The sequence below is a fragment of the Bradyrhizobium sp. 613_E4_N2_2 genome (genome assembly GCF_052075995.1).
Taxonomy (GTDB): domain Bacteria; phylum Pseudomonadota; class Alphaproteobacteria; order Rhizobiales; family Xanthobacteraceae; genus Bradyrhizobium; species Bradyrhizobium barranii.
In genome coordinates this window covers 6,331,748-6,348,320 of sequence record NZ_CP197234.1, presented here as the reverse complement: position 1 = coordinate 6,348,320, position 16,573 = coordinate 6,331,748, and the positions used below count along the sequence as shown (strand labels likewise).

Annotated in this window: 17 protein-coding genes; 8 read left to right on the top strand and 9 right to left on the bottom strand. The window is 62.4% G+C overall.

What is annotated here, in order from left to right; genetic code table 11:
• Nucleotides 1-235: 235 nt before the first annotated feature.
• Nucleotides 236-373, bottom strand: coding sequence for a hypothetical protein (locus AB7290_RS30340; RefSeq protein ID WP_166098301.1), 138 nt, complete (start codon nt 371-373; stop codon nt 236-238).
• 347 nt (nt 374-720) lie between these two features.
• Between AB7290_RS30340 and AB7290_RS30335 the strand changes: the two genes are divergently transcribed.
• A complete protein-coding gene (locus AB7290_RS30335) occupies nt 721-2,052 on the top strand; it encodes an Hsp70 family protein (RefSeq protein WP_085400622.1) in 1,332 nt (443 codons plus the stop codon).
• A 169-nt stretch (nt 2,053-2,221) separates the two neighbouring features.
• Here the strand turns inward: AB7290_RS30335 and AB7290_RS30330 are convergent, their stop codons facing one another.
• Nucleotides 2,222-2,665 carry an SRPBCC family protein gene (locus tag AB7290_RS30330; RefSeq protein WP_085400624.1) on the bottom strand — a complete coding sequence of 148 codons (444 nt, stop codon included), beginning with the start codon at nt 2,663-2,665 and terminating at the stop codon, nt 2,222-2,224.
• A gap of 196 nt (nt 2,666-2,861) precedes the next feature.
• Nucleotides 2,862-3,299, bottom strand: coding sequence for a DUF2147 domain-containing protein (locus tag AB7290_RS30325; RefSeq protein WP_071915551.1), 438 nt, complete (start codon nt 3,297-3,299; stop codon nt 2,862-2,864).
• 138 nt (nt 3,300-3,437) lie between these two features.
• Between AB7290_RS30325 and AB7290_RS30320 the strand changes: the two genes are divergently transcribed.
• Both AB7290_RS30320 and AB7290_RS30315 read left to right on the top strand, forming a co-directional pair.
• Nucleotides 3,438-4,004 (top strand): DUF2975 domain-containing protein, encoded by a 567-nt coding sequence (locus tag AB7290_RS30320; protein WP_063984524.1) that lies wholly within the window; start codon nt 3,438-3,440, stop codon nt 4,002-4,004.
• 11 nt (nt 4,005-4,015) lie between these two features.
• Nucleotides 4,016-4,258 (top strand): helix-turn-helix domain-containing protein, encoded by a 243-nt coding sequence (locus tag AB7290_RS30315; protein WP_071917595.1) that lies wholly within the window; start codon nt 4,016-4,018, stop codon nt 4,256-4,258.
• 152 nt (nt 4,259-4,410) lie between these two features.
• Here AB7290_RS30315 and AB7290_RS30310 read toward each other — a convergent pair whose 3' ends face one another.
• Nucleotides 4,411-5,100, bottom strand: a complete 690-nt coding sequence (locus tag AB7290_RS30310) for a hypothetical protein (protein ID WP_085400676.1) — start codon at nt 5,098-5,100, stop codon at nt 4,411-4,413.
• Nucleotides 5,101-5,654: 554 nt separating this feature from the next.
• Between AB7290_RS30310 and AB7290_RS30305 the strand changes: the two genes are divergently transcribed.
• From AB7290_RS30305 to AB7290_RS30295, 3 genes are all read left to right on the top strand, one after another.
• Nucleotides 5,655-5,864, top strand: a complete 210-nt coding sequence (locus tag AB7290_RS30305) for a cold-shock protein (protein ID WP_028151479.1) — start codon at nt 5,655-5,657, stop codon at nt 5,862-5,864.
• Nucleotides 5,865-5,961: 97 nt separating this feature from the next.
• A complete protein-coding gene (locus AB7290_RS30300) occupies nt 5,962-6,204 on the top strand; it encodes a hypothetical protein (protein WP_063984523.1) in 243 nt (80 codons plus the stop codon).
• Between the two features lie 54 nt (nt 6,205-6,258).
• Entirely contained in the window at nt 6,259-6,483 is a 225-nt protein-coding gene (locus AB7290_RS30295) for a hypothetical protein (protein WP_028151477.1), read from the top strand.
• A 206-nt stretch (nt 6,484-6,689) separates the two neighbouring features.
• Here AB7290_RS30295 and AB7290_RS30290 read toward each other — a convergent pair whose 3' ends face one another.
• Complete coding sequence (locus AB7290_RS30290; RefSeq protein WP_063984522.1) at nt 6,690-6,872, bottom strand: hypothetical protein; 183 nt, start codon at nt 6,870-6,872, stop codon at nt 6,690-6,692.
• A gap of 304 nt (nt 6,873-7,176) precedes the next feature.
• Here AB7290_RS30290 and bioB point away from each other — a divergent pair, with 304 nt between their 5' ends.
• A complete protein-coding gene (gene bioB / locus AB7290_RS30285) occupies nt 7,177-8,163 on the top strand; it encodes a biotin synthase BioB (protein WP_085400626.1) in 987 nt (328 codons plus the stop codon).
• A gap of 250 nt (nt 8,164-8,413) precedes the next feature.
• Here bioB and AB7290_RS30280 read toward each other — a convergent pair whose 3' ends face one another.
• The 4 genes from AB7290_RS30280 to AB7290_RS30265 all read right to left on the bottom strand — a co-directional run bounded on the left by AB7290_RS30280 (nt 8,414) and on the right by AB7290_RS30265 (nt 13,889).
• A complete protein-coding gene (locus AB7290_RS30280) occupies nt 8,414-9,691 on the bottom strand; it encodes an MFS transporter (protein ID WP_201266164.1) in 1,278 nt (425 codons plus the stop codon).
• Between the two features lie 350 nt (nt 9,692-10,041).
• Nucleotides 10,042-11,319, bottom strand: a complete 1,278-nt coding sequence (gene frc, locus AB7290_RS30275) for a formyl-CoA transferase (RefSeq protein WP_085400627.1) — start codon at nt 11,317-11,319, stop codon at nt 10,042-10,044.
• Nucleotides 11,320-11,385: 66 nt separating this feature from the next.
• Complete coding sequence (oxc, locus tag AB7290_RS30270; RefSeq protein ID WP_085400629.1) at nt 11,386-13,119, bottom strand: oxalyl-CoA decarboxylase; 1,734 nt, start codon at nt 13,117-13,119, stop codon at nt 11,386-11,388.
• Nucleotides 13,120-13,193: 74 nt separating this feature from the next.
• Complete coding sequence (locus tag AB7290_RS30265) at nt 13,194-13,889, bottom strand: GntR family transcriptional regulator (RefSeq protein ID WP_166105920.1); 696 nt, start codon at nt 13,887-13,889, stop codon at nt 13,194-13,196.
• 347 nt (nt 13,890-14,236) lie between these two features.
• On the opposite strand from AB7290_RS30265, the gene AB7290_RS30260 reads away from it, so the two are divergent.
• Nucleotides 14,237-16,366 carry an acetate--CoA ligase family protein gene (locus tag AB7290_RS30260; protein WP_028150267.1) on the top strand — a complete coding sequence of 710 codons (2,130 nt, stop codon included), beginning with the start codon at nt 14,237-14,239 and terminating at the stop codon, nt 16,364-16,366.
• Nucleotides 16,367-16,573: the final 207 nt, after the last annotated feature.

Below are 16,573 nucleotides of genomic sequence, written 5' to 3'. Positions count from 1 at the left end.
GTGGCGCCTCTAATTTTTCTACGAGCGCTGGAGGGGCATTCTTGTATTCATTATGCCAAGGTTCAAGCGCTGGTCCGATCACCGTGCGCAAATGCCGCAGGACCTTCATCGGTTGCGGCTGTGACTCGGGACAACGCAAATAGAAATGGCCCCGTCCTGCGGGGCCATTCATCAAAAGTAGTATGTGGACGGTTCTGAAACCGGCGCGTCGCGCTTGCCGCGCGGGAGGCGCTGCTTACAGGCCGAAGCGGGGCAGGTCGCCGTTGTGATTCGAAATCTCGGCGCTCGCCATCAGGAAGCGATCGACTGCGGCCAGGAAGCGGGTGAACAGCGAGGCGGAGGGGGCGAGCGCGACGGAAGCGGTCTTGGACATCTGAATTCCCTTTCTCGAGACGGTCAGTGATGCTGTCTCATTTCGAAGGGCAATCTACGTATACCAGATGCCAGTGTCCATGCATGCCATTGCATAGCAGCATGCATGCTCCCGCATTGCAGCATAGTGATCCGTTAAAGGGACCGAACCGAGCTCAAAATTGCCAGCCGGGCTGCTGGAATTGCGAGATCGGCCCCAAAAGGCCCCCATTACGGAGGCAAAAGAGCGCGGACAGAGCGGCGCGCGGGTTCCAAATCCAACCGCACCGCAACATTCAAGGTCTTGGCAGGCCCAGCCAAAGCCGTTAGTGGTCTGCCCCCTTTTCCAATCAACTGTCAGAGTGGTTCATGTCGAGCGCCTCGCCCGCCGTCTCGATCGGCATCGATTTTGGGACCAGCAACACGGTCGTCGCGATCGCGGCGGACGATCGCCGGGTCGAGGCCATCCGCTTCGATCACGGCGGCCAGCGCCACAGCGTCTACGTCTCGGCGCTGTGCTTCTGGGAGGATCGGCCGGGCGCCGGCGCCCAGGCCGAAGGCGGTCCATGGGCCATCGAGACGTTCCTCGAAGGCCGCCACGTCTACCGCTTCCTGCAGTCGTTCAAGACGTTTGCGGCGAGCTCCAGCTTCAACACCACGCAAGTGTTTCGGCAGCGCTTCAAGTTCGAGGACATTCTGGCGGCGTTCCTGCGCACGCTGGCGCGCCATGGCGGCGAAAAGGTCGGCTTCGAGACGTCCAACATCACAGTCGGCCGCCCGGTGCGGTTCGCCGGCGGCAATCCCGACGAAGCGCTGGCGATGCAGCGCTATCGGGCCGCGTTCGAACGCCTCGGCGCCGGCCACGCGCGCTATGTCTACGAGCCCGTGGGCGCGGCGTTCTCCTTCGCCCGACGGCTGGAGCGTGATGCCACCCTGCTGGTTGCGGATTTCGGCGGCGGCACCAGCGATTTCTCGGTGATGCGCTTTTCGCGCGCGGGAGGAGCCTTGCGCGCCGAGCCGCTTGGACACGCCGGCATCGGCATTGCCGGCGACACCTTCGATTACCGCATCGTCGACCACGTCGTCTCGCCGCGGCTGGGAAAAGGCTCCAGCTTCCGCTCGTTCGACAAGGTGCTGCCGGTCCCCACCGGCCACTACACCAACCTCGCGCGCTGGCATCAGCTCGCGATGATGAAGAGCAATGGCGATCTGCGCGAGCTTCGGGAGCTTGCGCGCAGCGCGCTGAAGCCGAAGCTCCTTGAAGATTTCATCACCATCGTCGATCTCGACCTCGGCTTTTCGCTCTACCGCGCGGTATCCGACGCCAAGGTCGCGCTGTCGGCGCGGGACGAGGTGGACTTCCGCTTCAAGGGGGGCGGCGTCGACATCGGTGCGACCATCACACGGAAGAATTTTGAATCCTGGATTGCCGACGACATCGCCCGGCTGGGTGCCACCGTCGACAAGGTGCTAAGCGAAGCGGGCATCACCGCGCGCGAGGTGGAGAAGGTGTTCTTGACCGGCGGGACTTCCTTCGTTCCGGCCGTCAGAAAGCTGTTTGCCGAGCGGTTCGGTAACGAACGGCTGATGTCGGGCGACCAGTTCGAGTCGATCGCCTACGGCCTTGCGCTGATCGGACACAGCCCCGACCCCGATCGATGGACCGCAAGCGGTGGGATTACGCCGAAGGCGGGCGCGTAGCCCAGCAACAGCCGCCATTGCTTGGCTGCTCGCAATGACGACGGAGAGCTGTCATCAGTGCCGTAGGGTGGGCAATGGCGCGGAGCGCCGTGCCCACCATCTTTCCGAGGTTGAGAGAGCATCGGTGGGCACGCTGCGCTTTGCCCACCCTACGATACTGATTTCGCCGCTACTGATTGATCTCCGGCTCCACGAGCCTTGCGAGGCTTCGCAGCGATTCCTGCCAGCCGAGATAGCAGGCCTCGGGCGGGATGACGTCAGGGATGCCGGCCTGGGTGATGTCGACCTCGGTGCCGACCGAGACCTTCTTCAGCATCACGGTCACCTGGATTTCGCCGGGTAGATTTGGGTCGTCGAACTTGTCGGTGTAGCGGAGACGTTCGCCGGGGACGAGCTCGAGATATTCGCCGCCGAAGGCGTGGCTGTTGCCCGTCGTGAAATTCCGGAACGACATCTTGAACGTGCCCCCGACCTTGGGCTCGAGGTGATGGACGGTGCAGGTAAAGCCGTTCGGCGGAAGCCATTTCGCCAGCGCATCCGCCTCGAGGAAGGCGCGATAGACTTTCTCCGGACTGGTCGAGAGAACGCGGTGCAGACGTACAGTGCTGGGCATGTTCCTTCATCCTCTTGCATCGATGGGTCCGACCTTGGCGTCTACGGCCCATTCATGTCTCAAGGACGACCGGGATGCCGCCGATCCGACATGGCGTTGCAGATAAACGGGGGCCGCCGAAACCGGCGGCCCTTGATGCTGTTTTTGTTGTCGTCTTGGAACTTATCTTGGACGTTGTTTTGGATCGGTTTGCCGCTCACCGCGTCCAGTCTTCACCCGCGCACAACGTTCCCATGCAGCCCCGGACGTTGAGACTGCCGGATGGCAGCAAGGTGACGGTGCTCGCATAGGTCTTTCCGTCGTCGGCATTGTAGATCCTGCCCGACCATTGATTGGCGCCGGCCGCCTGCATGTCGATGAACAGGGAGATGCCGACGATCTTCCGGGCGCGCAATGCAGGATCGGCGTTATGGTCGTCGAGCTGCGCCTTGCCCGTCTTCTTATCGATCGGCTCCTTCAGCCAGACGACCCGGCCGCATAGCGCATTGCCGCAACGGCTCACCTTGATCCTCGCGTCGCCCGACTGTGTCAGCCAGACGCCGGCGGGACCGCTGGCCGTTGCGGCTTCGGCGTTTCCAAGCGGGGAGATGGACAACAGCGCTGCGAGCAGGTGCCGGACGAGGGTGGAACGCATGGGGGCTCCATATTGGATCAATTGTCATGAAATATTTCATGATAAACGATCAATATATCGCGCTTAAGGTTGAGTCAATCGCGCGGAACATGCATATTGGGGGTGGGTGGTTGCCTGGAAATTGCGGAGTGCTTGTAGATGGGTGTGGTGGAGATATCGGTACGTGAGGCCCGGCAGAGCTGGTTCCGGCGTCTCGATCTTGCGTTCTGGGCGATCTGGGCGGCACTGCCGGTGGTGGTGTGGCTCGCCTATCTCCGGAGCACGACCGCCTCCGCCTCGATCGCGGCGAGCCTTGGGCCCGACCAGGTGAAATGCGCAGGCCTTGTCGCCAATCCACTCGAGATGTCGCGCCCGGGACAGCTGTTGTTCTGGACGCTATTTGCGCTTCAGCTCTCGTTCTTCGCCGTGTTGATCGGCATCCTGCACCGTATGGTGCACCGATTCGCACGCGGCCGGATCTTCGCGTCCGAGACGCTTCAGGGCGTGTGGTGGATGGGGATCATTCTGGTGATCTGGCCGTTCATCGACCTGATCACCAGCAACGCGGTGGCTTATGCCTTGCACGAGATCGGCGACGTCAAGTTCTTCCTGCCGTCCTACAACGTCGACATCGGCACGATCGCGGGCGGGATGTTCCTGATGGCGCTGAAATTCGTCATCGAGCACGCCATCCTGCTGCAGTCCGAAAACGAGCTGACGATCTGAGGTGAATGCTTGTGCCGATCGTCGTGAACCTCGATGTCATGCTTGCGAAGCGGAAGCGCCGCCTCGGGGACCTCGCCGACGCAATCGGCATTTCCATCCAGAACCTGTCGGTCCTGAAAACGGGCAAGGCGAGGGCGATGCGCTTCTCGACCCTGGCCGCGATCTGCCGCGAGCTCGATTGTCAGCCCGGAGACATCCTCGAATATGTCGCAGGCGAGGAGGGCAGCGATGAGGATGCAGGCGAGGGGAGCTGAGCTCACACCTGGCGAGCCTTGTCCGCCTTCGTGCTGCACGCGAGAACCTGAAACACATCCCCCATGTGCAACGGTTGGCCGTTTGCGCGCTCAATTGAATCGAGCTCGCCTGGTGCGAGATCTACCTCGCGGCCGGCCGGACGACCGATCCGTCAGATCGTTGCCACATCCTGCGGCGTCATCGTGAAGGCGAGCCGGTAGCGGCCGATCGTCGGATTGTCCTGCGCGCCCAGAGCGCCAAGCGCCGCCGGCGAAAGTCGGTCGGCGGTCACCTGCTCGATCGCGTCGGCATCGTAACCCGACAGCAGCATGATCCAGTCGGCGGCGCCGTCCTTGCCGCGGATCTGCTGCTCGGTGGTGGGCGAGCTGGTCCGGGGCGTGTCGGTCAGGAGGAGGTGCGCGCCCGTCAGTCCCCGCATCTGCGCCAATGTGCCGAGCGTCTCCGAGAGATGTGTCTGCAACTCCACCTCGCGCCCGGCCTCCGGCGAAAGCCGGACGGTGGCGAGCGAGGTCGCGACGCCACCGCCAAAGCTGGCGGCGACGCGGCACTGGCTGCGCACCATGCCGAGATGGTGCGGCATCATCTTGGTCGACCACGGCGTCGGCGCGTTGAGCCGGTCGAGATATCCCTTCGACGTGAGCACCTCGTACCGCTCCAGCTCGTACAGCACGAAGAAGCCGTCAGTGTCCGTCGTGCTGGTCCAGCGCGATCCGCGCCGGAAGCCGGGAATGCTCATCCGCTCGGGAAAATGTTCGTGGGAATGCCAGTCGCCGAACTCCGCGCGCTGCTCGGGGCGGACGCTCCACCACATCGCGACGGCGGCCTTGCCAAGCAGTGACATGCTGACCTCCCTGTTTTCCAGCACTTTGCCTTGACGCCAACGGAGGAAGCAAGTCGTTCACGCTTCCAATCCGACCCCGTACTGTCAGGTGTGATCTGCTATCCCTTCGGGGCGGAGCCGGCACGTGTGGAGCTTGGCAGTCTTTCGGTGCACACAGTCGATTGGCTGGAGGGAGAGTGGTGCGGGTCTTCCGCGAGCAACTTGCCGGCGGCGTACGGTGTGCGCTCGATAGCGCGGCATCGCATCGACGCTCTCGGGCCAGCACAGTTAGCCGACACTAAATCGCGGCTGCGAACGCGCAACTCACCTTGCCTCAGGCGCCTTTCGGGCCTGAATTCGCAAAGTCCGAATTGTTCCGCCGAAGCCCATGAGGCATTAAATCCCGCCAAGCCTTGCAACTGGCGCCGATGAGGTATACGTTGGTGCTGTTCGTTCAGCCGCTGTGCCTTGTTGAATGCGCCCGCGGGCTCCTTTTCCAGAGACATCGACGAATTGAATCTGGTTCTGCGTGAGTGTCACGCGGAATGTGCGCGTATGCGCTTTGGAGAAGAATAATGACGACAGGTACCGTGAAGTGGTTCAACGGCCAAAAGGGCTTTGGATTCATTCAGCCCGACGACGGCGGCAACGATGTGTTCGTTCACATCAGCGCAGTCGAGCGGGCTGGTCTCTCAGGTCTCGCCGAGGGCCAGAAGGTCAACTTCGAGGCCAAGACCGACAAGATGCGAGGCAAGGTCAGCGCAGAGAATCTATCGCTGGCCTAAGATCCTGCGCCGTTTCACGGATGTACTGAAACGGCCACGCTGCCCGCTCGATCCCAGGGATTGAGCGGGTTTTGTCCGTTGCGGGAGTGGGTGAAGCATGAGCGGCAAGAAGTCGGCTGAACCGTCACCCCAAAGCATTGCGCGTACCAACCGTCAGCGTTTGGCTGCCGAGGAGGGAACGCGGGCAATGGCGGACGTCGAGAGACAGGCCGTCGATGTTCGCAAGAACATGGCGCGGCTTCGCGAACTGCGCGAAGCCAAGGAAGCGGCCGACGCAACTCTTCAAGCATCGCTGCCGGCACCAACCCTGACGAAGCGCAAGAGAAAGCTGACGCGATAGTCGAATTCAACTGCGTCGACGAAAATCTGGAGAGGGCCGGTCACATGCCAAAGAGTGCGGATCGTGCCTAGGATCAAGTCGGACAGCGGCGGCACAATCACCTTCTTTCTCGCGCTTGGCGCAGGCCGGCAGATGTGCCGCCTTGCGACCACGTTCCAGACGCAGAAGCAGGCCTTCAGCTATCTTCAGAAATACCGGACGGAATTCGAGCGCATCGCGCGGAGCCGATTGGCCTCCGGGGAGCTCGAAGACGGGATCGTCGTGCTTTCGATGCTCTAAAGCATGACCCGGACCCGAAGGGCCGCGTTAGCGCAAAGTGCGAAGCGGTTTTCCGAAAAGATCATGCTCAAACAATAACCTAAAGCGCGTTGACGATTCATTCCGATCTCATCGCGCTTTCGGTCAGGCGTCGATTTCGACGCGACGCGCTCAGCGCCAGCCTTCATCGCGCGGATGCAACATCGTGACCCGGCAGGGAACGCGTCCTATTCAGAGCGGTCCTTCGGCTCGGCCTCGCGGGCCAGTCGCTCCGCTTTCAGCCGCTCGCGATTCTCGTTGAAGGAGTGCTGGTCCTTCGCATAGTCATTGATCGGCTTCTGCGTTTTGACAGGCTTGAACGCCTTGTTGGCTTCACGCTTGGCCCGATCCGAGGATTGATCTCTCAACATTTCGACCTCGTTTTGATCAACAAGCTGTGACAGGACAGGTGCTGGCCGACGCCTCCCACCGCAAACGCTGTGCGTAGGCTTGCTACCTTTCGGGGCGAGAAGAAGGCCAATTCTGCAGCGTTGCGCAGATGCTTTTGCGATGTGTTTCAGTCACTCGCCTTGGCGGCTGCGTTGCTCGTACGTCGGGATAGCACGCCGGCTTAGACAACAATGGCACGCCGCCGCTTTTGTTCCAAGGACCCTGCGGACTGGCGCCAGGTTTGCGATAGTGCGATTGTCCCGCCGCAATGTCAGGAGATGTGTAATGCTCGGTGTGAACGACGGGGAGACAATCCCCGCGAAGGAAAGGCCGCAAAGGTCTCAAAGATGGACCGGTGAAGATGCATGGGCGGCTTACCAGCTTCCCTTCAACGATCTGCTCTTCCGTTCACAATCCGTACATCGGGAGCATTTTGACCCAAATCGCGTGCAGTTGAGCCGGCTGCTGAACATCAAGACAGGTGGTTGTCCGGAAGACTGCGGCTACTGCAGCCAGTCGTCGCATCATGCGACCGCTCTTGCAGCCTCCAAGTTGATGGAGGTCGGGAAGATCGTTGCCGAGGCACGCAAGGCAAAAGACAGCGGCGCGACGCGTTATTGCATGGGCGCGGCCTGGCGCAATCCGAAGCCGCGCGACATGGATGCCATTGTCGAGGTCGTCGGAGCCGTGAAGGAGCTCGGGCTCGAGACCTGTATGACGCTCGGCATGCTCGACCGGGATCAGGCCGACCGGCTGAGTGCTGCCGGGCTTGATTACTACAATCACAATATCGATACCTCGGAGCGCTTCTATCCGAGCGTTACCTCCACCCGCACGTTCGCCGATCGTCTCGATACGCTGGAGCATGTCCGCGAGGCCGGCATGAAAGTGTGCTGCGGCGGAATTCTCGGCATGGGTGAGAGCGAACAGGACCGCGTCGACATGCTGGTCACGCTCGCCAACCTCCCGGAAGCGCCGGAGAGCGTGCCGATCAACATGCTGATCCCGATTCCGGGAACGCCGATGGCGAAGGCGACGCCGATAGGTCCGATCGAGTTCGTGCGCATTGTCGCGCTGGCGCGTATCATGATGCCGGCCTCATTCGTGCGACTCTCGGCGGGGCGGTCGGCGATGACCGACGAGATGCAGGCGCTGTGCTTCTTTGCCGGCGCAAACTCGATCTTTGTCGGCGACACGCTGCTGACGGCGGGCAATCCGCAGGACGAAGCCGATCGAAAGTTGTTCCGCCGGCTCGGACTGGAGGCGCTCTGAAGCGTGATCCCTCTGGAAAGCCACTGTGCGCTTTCCGGATTAGAGCGTTTTCGAGCGAAGTGGATGCCGGTTCGCGTCAAGAAAACGCATCAAAACAAGAATCTAGAGCCCCGTTCCGATTCCATCGGAACGGGAAAGACTCTAGCCAACGCCAGACAAAGAAAGGCCGCCGAAATCGGCGGCCCTTCGTCTTCTCTGATGGTCCCGCTTACTCAGCAGCCTGCTTCTGCGGCGGGGCGAGAGAGGTCCGTTATGCGGGAGCCGGAACCGCCGGATCCTTCACCAGCGCAAAGGCTGCAGCGGCCAAAAGGCAGAGGAGCCCGGCGAGAAGAAACGCCGGCACATAAGTCCCTAGCGTATCTCTGCTGACGCCCGCGGCAAATGCCATCAGGCCAACGCCGAGCTGGTGGGCGGCAAAAATCCAGCCGAAGACCACCGGCCCCATCTCCCGCCCAAACGTACCGACCGTCAACTTCACCGTAGGCGGAACAGTCGCGATGAAATCCAGGCCGTAGAGTATCGCGAACGCGCTCATCGCTCCCAACGTTGCGTTGGACTCCACGAGCCAGATCAACGCAAGTCCGCGAAAGCCGTAATAGATCGCCAGCAGCCATCGGTTGTCGTAGCGGTCGGACAGCAATCCCGATCCGATCGTACCGATCAGATCGAACACCCCGATCATGGCGAGCAAACCTGCTGATGTCACGACCGGCAAGCCGAGATCGCCGCAGAATGGCACGAAGTGTGTCGATGTCAGCCCGTAGCTGGATACACCGCAGATGAGGAACGTCAGCGCCAGCACCCAGAACACCAGACGGGTTGATGCCAGGCGCAGGCCCCGGAAACTGATTGCCGCAAAGTTCTGCGCGGGAATTGCGGGCACCGGCGGCATCGCCGTCTCTCCGAGTGGCGCCAGCCCCAATTCCTGGGGGCGGTCCTTCCCGAGCAGCAGAAAGAGGACGAGCGAGACGAGAAGACCGAATCCGGACGGAACAAGCGCGACGCGCCAGCCCCAATTCTCGGCGATCCACGCGCCCAGCGGCATGAAGATCAAAGTGCCGGTTGCGATTGATCCGTTCGGGAGGCCGACCACCAATCCCCGATGGGTCGTGAACCAGCGTACCGAGATGACCGCGGCAAGTTGCAGGGCCGTGAGCCCCGGCGCGATGCCGAGAATAAGCCCGAGGCCGAGCCACATTTCGAACCGGTTCGTCATGACGATCGTCAGCAGCGGTCCGGCCAGCGCCAGCGTTCCGGCGATCGACAGCATCATCCGCGGACCGTAGCGGAGCATCAAGCCGCCGGCGAACGGCGCCGCCAGTCCGAACAGCGCGAAGCGAAGTCCTTGCGATGCAGACAACTCGCTCATGCTGACGCCGATGTCAGAAGCGATCTCCCGCATCAGGACGCTGGGCACGCCGAGCGCCGAGCTTGCAAATAGCGAATAGAGAAATCCCAGTGCAGCCATCACCCAGCCGTAATGGATGTTTCGCGCTGCCGCATGCCGTGCGATGAATTCAGCAAGCATGGCCAAATCCCTTCGATGAAATGAATTTTCTGAAAAAGCCGAAGGCTATGCCGGAGCTCGCCGACGAAACCGGCGGCCTTTTGTCTCGAGATAATCACCTCGATCGTGCTGCGAAGTGCTCGTCGCCGCGCAAAACATTCACTTTTCGGATGATGGCATAATACCCCTGTTTTGCCCGACGTGTCAAAAGAGGTTTCGTGAAATACGAAATCGTTTAAAGCCAACAGGTTAGCTACTGTGCATGGGGTTGTTTTTCCATTTTTTAGTCACAGCCGCGACCGCACGGTCTTCTGAAGCAAAAAGGGCCGCCCCTTCGGGCGGCCCTTTCGTCTCGTTCAACGTGGTGCGGCTTACTCAGCGGCCTGCTTCTGCGGCGGCTCGAGCGCGCCGGACTTGTGGATGTCGGCGACCTGGTGATCGCTGAAGCCGAGCACGCTGCGCAGGATCTCGTCGGTGTGCTCGCCGAGCAGCGGGGAGCGCTCCACCTCGCTCGGGCTATCCGACAGCTTGATCGGATTGCCGACCGAGATGTACTTGCCGCGGGTCGGGTGATCGACCTCGACCACGGTGCCGGTGGCGCGCAGCGACTGGTCCTCGGCGATCTCCTTCATCGACAGGATCGGGCCGCAGGGGATGTCGTCCTTGTTGAGGATTTCCATCGCCTCGAACTTGGTCTTGGTCATCGTCCACTGTTCGATGCGGGCGAAGATCTCGTTGAGGCGCGGCAGGCGGACGGCCGGCTTGGAGTAGTTCGGATCGGTCTTCCAGGTGGGCTCGCCGATCACGTCGCAGATCTTCTCCCAGACCGGGGCCTGGGTGATGAAGTAGATGTAGGCGTTAGGATCGGTCTCCCAGCCCTTGCACTTCAGGATGCGGCCGGGCTGGCCACCGCCGGAATCGTTGCCGGCGCGCGGCACGGCGTCGCCGAACGGAATGCCTTCGCCGAACTGGCTGTATTCCTTGAGCGGACCATGCGCGAGGCGCTGCTGGTCGCGCAGCTTGACGCGGGCGAGGTTGAGCACGCCGTCCTGCATCGCGGCGGTGACCTTCTGGCCCTTGCCCGAATGCGTGCGCTGATAGAGCGCGGTGACGATGCCGAGCGCCAGGTGCAGGCCGGTGCCGCTGTCGCCGATCTGCGCGCCGGTGACGAGCGGCAGGCCGTCGCGGAAGCCGGTGGTCGAGGCGGCGCCGCCGGTGCACTGCGCGACGTTCTCATAGACCTTGCAGTCTTCGTAGGGGCCAGGGCCAAAGCCCTTGATCGAGGCGACGATCATCTTCGGGTTGATCGCCTGGATCTTCTCCCAGGGGAAGCCCATGCGGTCGAGCACGCCGGGGCCGAAGTTTTCGACCAGCACGTCGCACTTCTTGATCAGCTCGGTGAGGACTTCCTTGCCCTTGGGGTTCTTGGTGTCGAGCGTGATCGAGCGCTTGTTGTGGTTGAGCATGGTGAAATACAGGCTGTCCACGTTCGGGATGTCCTGCAGCTGGCCGCGGGTGATGTCGCCCACGCCCGGACGTTCCACCTTGATCACGTCGGCGCCGAACCATGCCAGCAGCTGCGTGCAGGTCGGTCCGGACTGGACGTGGGTGAAGTCGAGAATGCGAACGCCCTTGAGCGCTTTGGTCATCGTGTTGCTCCGTATACTCTGTCTGCCCCCGCAAACCGCAGGGAATTAAGGGTTGAAGGGGAGGACTTACTTTTTCTTCTGCAGAACGCTCTGCGGATTGAGGTTGCCGATGCGGCCGCTCTCCGAGCCCGCGGCCGGATCGATCACCGCGTTGATGAGCGTCGGCTTGCCCGAGGCCATCGCCTCGTTGACGGCGCGCTTGAGCTCGTCGGGCGAGGTGGCATTCACGCCGACGCCGCCGAAGGCTTCCATCATCTTGTCGTAGCGCGCGCCCTTGACGAACACGGTCGTCGCCGGATCGGCATTGACGCTGTTGATGTCGGTGCCGCGATAGATGCCGTCATTGTTGAAGATGACGACGCAGATCGGCAGGTTGTAGCGGCAGATGGTCTCGACCTCCATGCCGGAGAAGCCGAAGGCCGAGTCGCCTTCCACCGCGAGCACGGGATGGCCGGTCTCGAGCGCAGCCGCGATCGCCTGGCCCATGCCGATGCCCATCACGCCCCAGGTGCCGACGTCGAGGCGCTTGCGCGGCCTGTACATGTCGATGACGCCGCGGGCGAGGTCGAGCGTGTTGGCACCCTCGTTGACGAGGATCGCCTCGGGATGGTCCTTGATCACGTTCTTCAGCACGCCGAGCGCACCGTGATAGTCCATCGGCGACTTGTTGTTCATGAGCTTCGGCGCCATCTTGGCGACGTTCTCGTCACGCTTGGACACGATGGCCTTGGTCCATTCGGCCGGCGGCGCGGTCCAACCCGTGCTGATCGCCTGATTGAAGGCGGAGACGACCGAGCCGATGTCGCCGACCACGGGCGCGACGATCTCGACGTTGGAGTCCATCTCGCGCGGCTCGATGTCGACCTGGATGAACTTCTTCGGGGTCTCGCCCCAGCTCTTGCCCTTGCCGTGCGAGAGCAGCCAGTTCAGCCGGGCGCCGATCAGCAGCACGACGTCGGATTCTTTCAGCACCGTGGAGCGCGCGGCGCCAGCGCATTGCGGATGCGTGTCGGGGAGGAGGCCCTTGGCCATGCTCATCGGCAGGAACGGCACGCCGCTCTTCTCGACGAACGACTTGATCTCTTCATCGGCCTGCGCGTAGGCCGCGCCCTTGCCGAGGATGATGAGCGGACGCTTCGCCGCCTTGAGCACGTCGAGCGCGCGCTTGATCGAAGCGGGCGAGGGGATCTGTGCGGGCGCGGCGTCGATCACCTTGACCAGCGACTTCTGGCCGGCATCGGCGTTCATCACCTGGCCGAACAGTTTTGCCGGCAGGTCGAGATAGACGCCGCCCGGACGGCCCGAGACCGCGGCGCGGATGGCGCGGGCGAGACCGATGCCGATGTCCTGGGCGTGCAGCACGCGATAGGCCGCCTTGCACAGCGGCTTGGCGATCGCGAGCTGGTCCATCTCTTCGTAGTCGCCCTGCTGGAGGTCGACGATCTCGCGCTCGGAGGAGCCCGAGATCAGGATCATCGGGTAGCAGTTGGTGGTGGCGTGCGCGAGCGCGGTGAGACCGTTGAGGAAGCCGGGCGCCGACACCGTGAGGCAGATGCCCGGCTTCTTGGTGAGGTAACCGGCGATGCCTGCGGCGTAACCGGCGTTCTGCTCGTGGCGGAAGGAGATCATACGAATGCCTTCGGCCTGCGCCATGCGGCCCAAATCCGTGATCGGGATGCCCGGCACATTATAGATGGTGTTGATGCCGTTCAGCTTGAGCGCGTCGATGACGAGATGAAAGCCATCCGTCAATTCCTGCTCGGTGCCCGGTGCTTCGGACTTGGTCGCGGTATTCAGCATGGGCCTTGTCTCCCTGGTCTCATATGCCGTTTTAGGCTTTGTGGGCGAATGGCTCGCCCTTCTGGTGAACGTTGCTAGGTGAACAGTTCTTGACCGTGCGCTTCGACGTAAGCGGCAAGGCCAAGGGTGTGGTCGCGGGCGCGCTTCTCGGCGAGCTCGGTGTCGCGCGCTTCCAGTGCTTCGATCATGCTGAGATGCTCGGGCAGCGAAGTGGCGGTGCGATCCTTGCGTCCGATGGTGAGCTGGCGGTAGCCGCGCACGTGCAGCAGCAGGTCGTTGGTGAGATCGACCAGCACCGGCGATTCCGACAGCGAGATCAGCGCCTGATGAAAGGCGATGTTGGCGCGCGAATATTCCTCGACGTGATCCTCGGGCAGGCGGTCCTTGCCGAAATCCTTGAAGTAGTCGCGCAGCGCCGTGATGTCTTTCTTGCGTGCGGTGGTGGTGATCAGGCGGGCCGCCATGCTCTCCAGCGCCGCCCAGGCGCGGATCATGTCGACGATCTCGCTCTTGGTTCTGCGCACCACCATGATGCCGCGGCGCGGAACCGTCTTCACGAAGCCGTCCTGCTCGAGCATCGCGATGGCTTCGCGGATCGGGGTGCGGCTGACACCCAGGCGTTCGGACAGCGCGCGCTCGTCGAGCATCACCGGCTCGGGCGTCGAGTAGATGTCCATCTTGAGGATGGCTTCCTTCAAGGCGTCATACGCCTTGTTCTTGAAGCTGCTCTCCGGGGCAATACGAACGATTGCGATATCTGCCTCGGTCATGTTCGGCAACGCCTTGGTTGGTTTCCGCAGTGACACGACGAATCTCCTCCAGTGGGAGTCGTCTTTTACAGGATTATTAACTGGAAAGTTTTTGGCATACCACATGCCAGAATGTCAAGCTGGCTATTTTTTGCGGCGTTCTAAGTCATGCAGCAGCTTGACAAGTTGGCTTCTGGCATACCAAATGCCATCGCCAGCCATTTTTGATCCAAAGCGGCGGAGTAATGTGGGCTTTATGCCACTCCGTTCCGCGACATGGAACAGAGCGCGGCGAATGGCAAGCATCACGGGCAGCCGCTACACGCGCGCGCTTTGAAAGAACGAACTGAGGTCAAGGGAGAAGCCATATGTCCAATTCCAAAGATGCCGTCCGCAAAGTGCTCGACCAGGTCAAGGCGGACAACCGCACCAGCCTGACCGCGCCGGAAGGCAAGCTGGTCTGCGACGCCTACGGCATTCCGGTGCCGAAGGAGGGCGTGGCCAGGTCGGCGGGTGAGGCCGGCAAAATGGCCTCCTCGATGGGCTTCCCAGTGGTGATGAAGATCGTCTCGCCGGACATTCTCCACAAGACCGAAGCTGGCGGCGTCATCGTCGGCCTCAAGACGGCCGAGGATGCCGAGAAGGCCTACGAGACCATTCTCTCCAACGCCAAGAAGTACAAGTCCGATGCCAAGATCGAGGGCGTCCAGGTGCAGCAGATGCTGGCCGGCGGCACCGAGGTCATCGTCGGCTCGATCACCGACGGCTCGTTCGGCAAGCTGGTCGCTTTCGGCCTCGGCGGCGTGCTGGTCGAAGTCTTGAAGGACATTACCTTCCGCCTCGCGCCCGCGACCAAGGAAGACGCGCTGTCGATGCTCGACGGCATCCAGGCGCATGAGATTTTGAAGGGCGTTCGCGGCGGCGAGGCGGTGAATCGTACGGCGCTCGCCGACGTCATCGTCAAGGTCTCGCAGCTCGTCACCGATTTCCCCGAGATCGTCGAGCTCGATCTCAACCCGGTGTTCGCGACGGCCAAGGACGCGATCGCCGCCGACGTGCGCATCGTCGTCGACTTCGCCTATGTGCCCAAGCCGAAGCCGCGCCCGACCGAAGAGATCGTCGCGGCCATGAGCCGCATCATGCAGCCGAAGGCGGTCGCCGTGGTCGGCGCCTCCGCCGAGGACGGCAAGATCGGCAACTCCGTGATGAAGAACCTCATCAACGGCGGCTACAAGGGCGACATCTATCCGATCCACCCCAAGGCCGCCGAGATCCTCGGCTACAAGGCCTACAAGAGCGTGAAGGACGTGCCGGGCGTGATCGACACGGCCGTGTTCGCGATCCCCGCGAAGTTCGTCGCGGCGGCGCTCACCGAATGCGGCGAGAAGAAAATCCCGGGTGCGGTTCTGATTCCGTCGGGCTTCGCCGAAGCCGGCGCGCCGGAGCTTCAGGCCGAGATCGTCGAGGTCGGCAAGAAGTACGACATCCGCCTGATGGGGCCGAATATCTACGGCTTCTATTATACGCCGGCCAATCTCTGCGCGACCTTCTGTACGGCCTATGACGTCAAGGGCCACGCCGCGCTGTCGTCGCAGTCGGGCGGCATCGGCATGGCCATCATCGGCTTCTCGCGCTCGGCCAAGATGGGCGTCTCGGCGATCGTCGGCCTCGGCAACAAGTCCGATATCGACGAGGACGATCTGCTCGCCTTTTTCGAGCAGGATCCGAACACGAACCTGATCGCGCAGCACTGCGAAGACCTCAAGGACGGCCGCGCCTTCGCGGAAGCCGCCAAGCGCGTCTCCAAGAAGAAGCCGGTCATCGTGCTCAAGGCCGGCCGCACCTCGGCCGGCGCAAAGGCGGCCTCGTCGCATACCGGCGCGCTCGCCGGTAACGACAAGATCTACGAGGACGTCCTGGCGCAGTCCGGCGTGATCCGGGCCCGCTCGCTGCGGCAGCTGCTCGAATTCGCCCGTGGCGTGCCGGTGCTGCCGACGCCGAAGGGCGAGAACGTGCTGATCATCACCGGTGCGGGCGGCTCGGGCGTGCTGCTGTCGGACTCCTGCGTCGACAACGGCCTGTCGCTGATGTCGATGCCGCCGGATCTGGATGCGGCCTTCCGCAAGTTCATCCCTCCGTTCGGTGCGGCCGGAAATCCTGTGGATATCACCGGCGGCGAGCCGCCGATCACCTACGTCAACACGGTGAAGCTCGGCCTGTCGGACGAGCGGATCCATTCGCTGATCCTCGGCTACTGGCACACCATCGTCACGCCCCCGATGGTGTTCGCCCGCAACATGGTCGAGGTGAAGAAGGAGATGGAGGCCAAGGGCTTCGTGAAGCCGATCGTCGCCTCGCTCGCCGGCGACGTCGAGGTCGAGGAAGCCGCCGAATATCTCTACCAGAACGGCATCCCGGCCTACGCGTACTCCACCGAGCTGCCGGTCGAGGTGCTCGGCGCCAAGTACAAGTGGGCGCGCGGCGCGGGGCTGCTCTGAGACGACGAAGACGCTTCGGTATGATCCGGAGCGGGTGGTTATTCACCTCTCCCCGCGCGCGGGGAGAGGTCGAATTGCGAAGCAATTCGGGTGAGGGGGACTCTCCACGAGTCTAACTGTCACCGTCCTTGCGGAGACTCCCCCTCACCCTGACCCTCTCCCCGCAAGCGGGGAGAGGGAAATAAGAATAGGGCGAGGGAGAACGGT

Coding starts and splice junctions, on each gene's coding strand:
- AB7290_RS30265 (WP_166105920.1), bottom strand. CDS start 13,889: ATGACCGAGGCAGATATCGCAATCGTTCGTATTGCCCCGGAGAGCAGC.
- AB7290_RS30280 (WP_201266164.1), bottom strand. CDS start 9,691: ATGCTTGCTGAATTCATCGCACGGCATGCGGCAGCGCGAAACATCCAT.
- AB7290_RS30325 (WP_071915551.1), bottom strand. CDS start 3,299: ATGCGTTCCACCCTCGTCCGGCACCTGCTCGCAGCGCTGTTGTCCATC.
- AB7290_RS30290 (WP_063984522.1), bottom strand. CDS start 6,872: ATGTTGAGAGATCAATCCTCGGATCGGGCCAAGCGTGAAGCCAACAAG.
- AB7290_RS30260 (WP_028150267.1), top strand. CDS start 14,237: ATGTCCAATTCCAAAGATGCCGTCCGCAAAGTGCTCGACCAGGTCAAG.
- AB7290_RS30330 (WP_085400624.1), bottom strand. CDS start 2,665: ATGCCCAGCACTGTACGTCTGCACCGCGTTCTCTCGACCAGTCCGGAG.
- AB7290_RS30310 (WP_085400676.1), bottom strand. CDS start 5,100: ATGTCACTGCTTGGCAAGGCCGCCGTCGCGATGTGGTGGAGCGTCCGC.
- AB7290_RS30300 (WP_063984523.1), top strand. CDS start 5,962: ATGAGCGGCAAGAAGTCGGCTGAACCGTCACCCCAAAGCATTGCGCGT.
- AB7290_RS30340 (WP_166098301.1), bottom strand. CDS start 373: ATGTCCAAGACCGCTTCCGTCGCGCTCGCCCCCTCCGCCTCGCTGTTC.
- frc (WP_085400627.1), bottom strand. CDS start 11,319: ATGACCAAAGCGCTCAAGGGCGTTCGCATTCTCGACTTCACCCACGTC.
- AB7290_RS30320 (WP_063984524.1), top strand. CDS start 3,438: ATGGGTGTGGTGGAGATATCGGTACGTGAGGCCCGGCAGAGCTGGTTC.
- AB7290_RS30305 (WP_028151479.1), top strand. CDS start 5,655: ATGACGACAGGTACCGTGAAGTGGTTCAACGGCCAAAAGGGCTTTGGA.
- AB7290_RS30335 (WP_085400622.1), top strand. CDS start 721: ATGTCGAGCGCCTCGCCCGCCGTCTCGATCGGCATCGATTTTGGGACC.
- oxc (WP_085400629.1), bottom strand. CDS start 13,119: ATGCTGAATACCGCGACCAAGTCCGAAGCACCGGGCACCGAGCAGGAA.
- bioB (WP_085400626.1), top strand. CDS start 7,177: ATGCTCGGTGTGAACGACGGGGAGACAATCCCCGCGAAGGAAAGGCCG.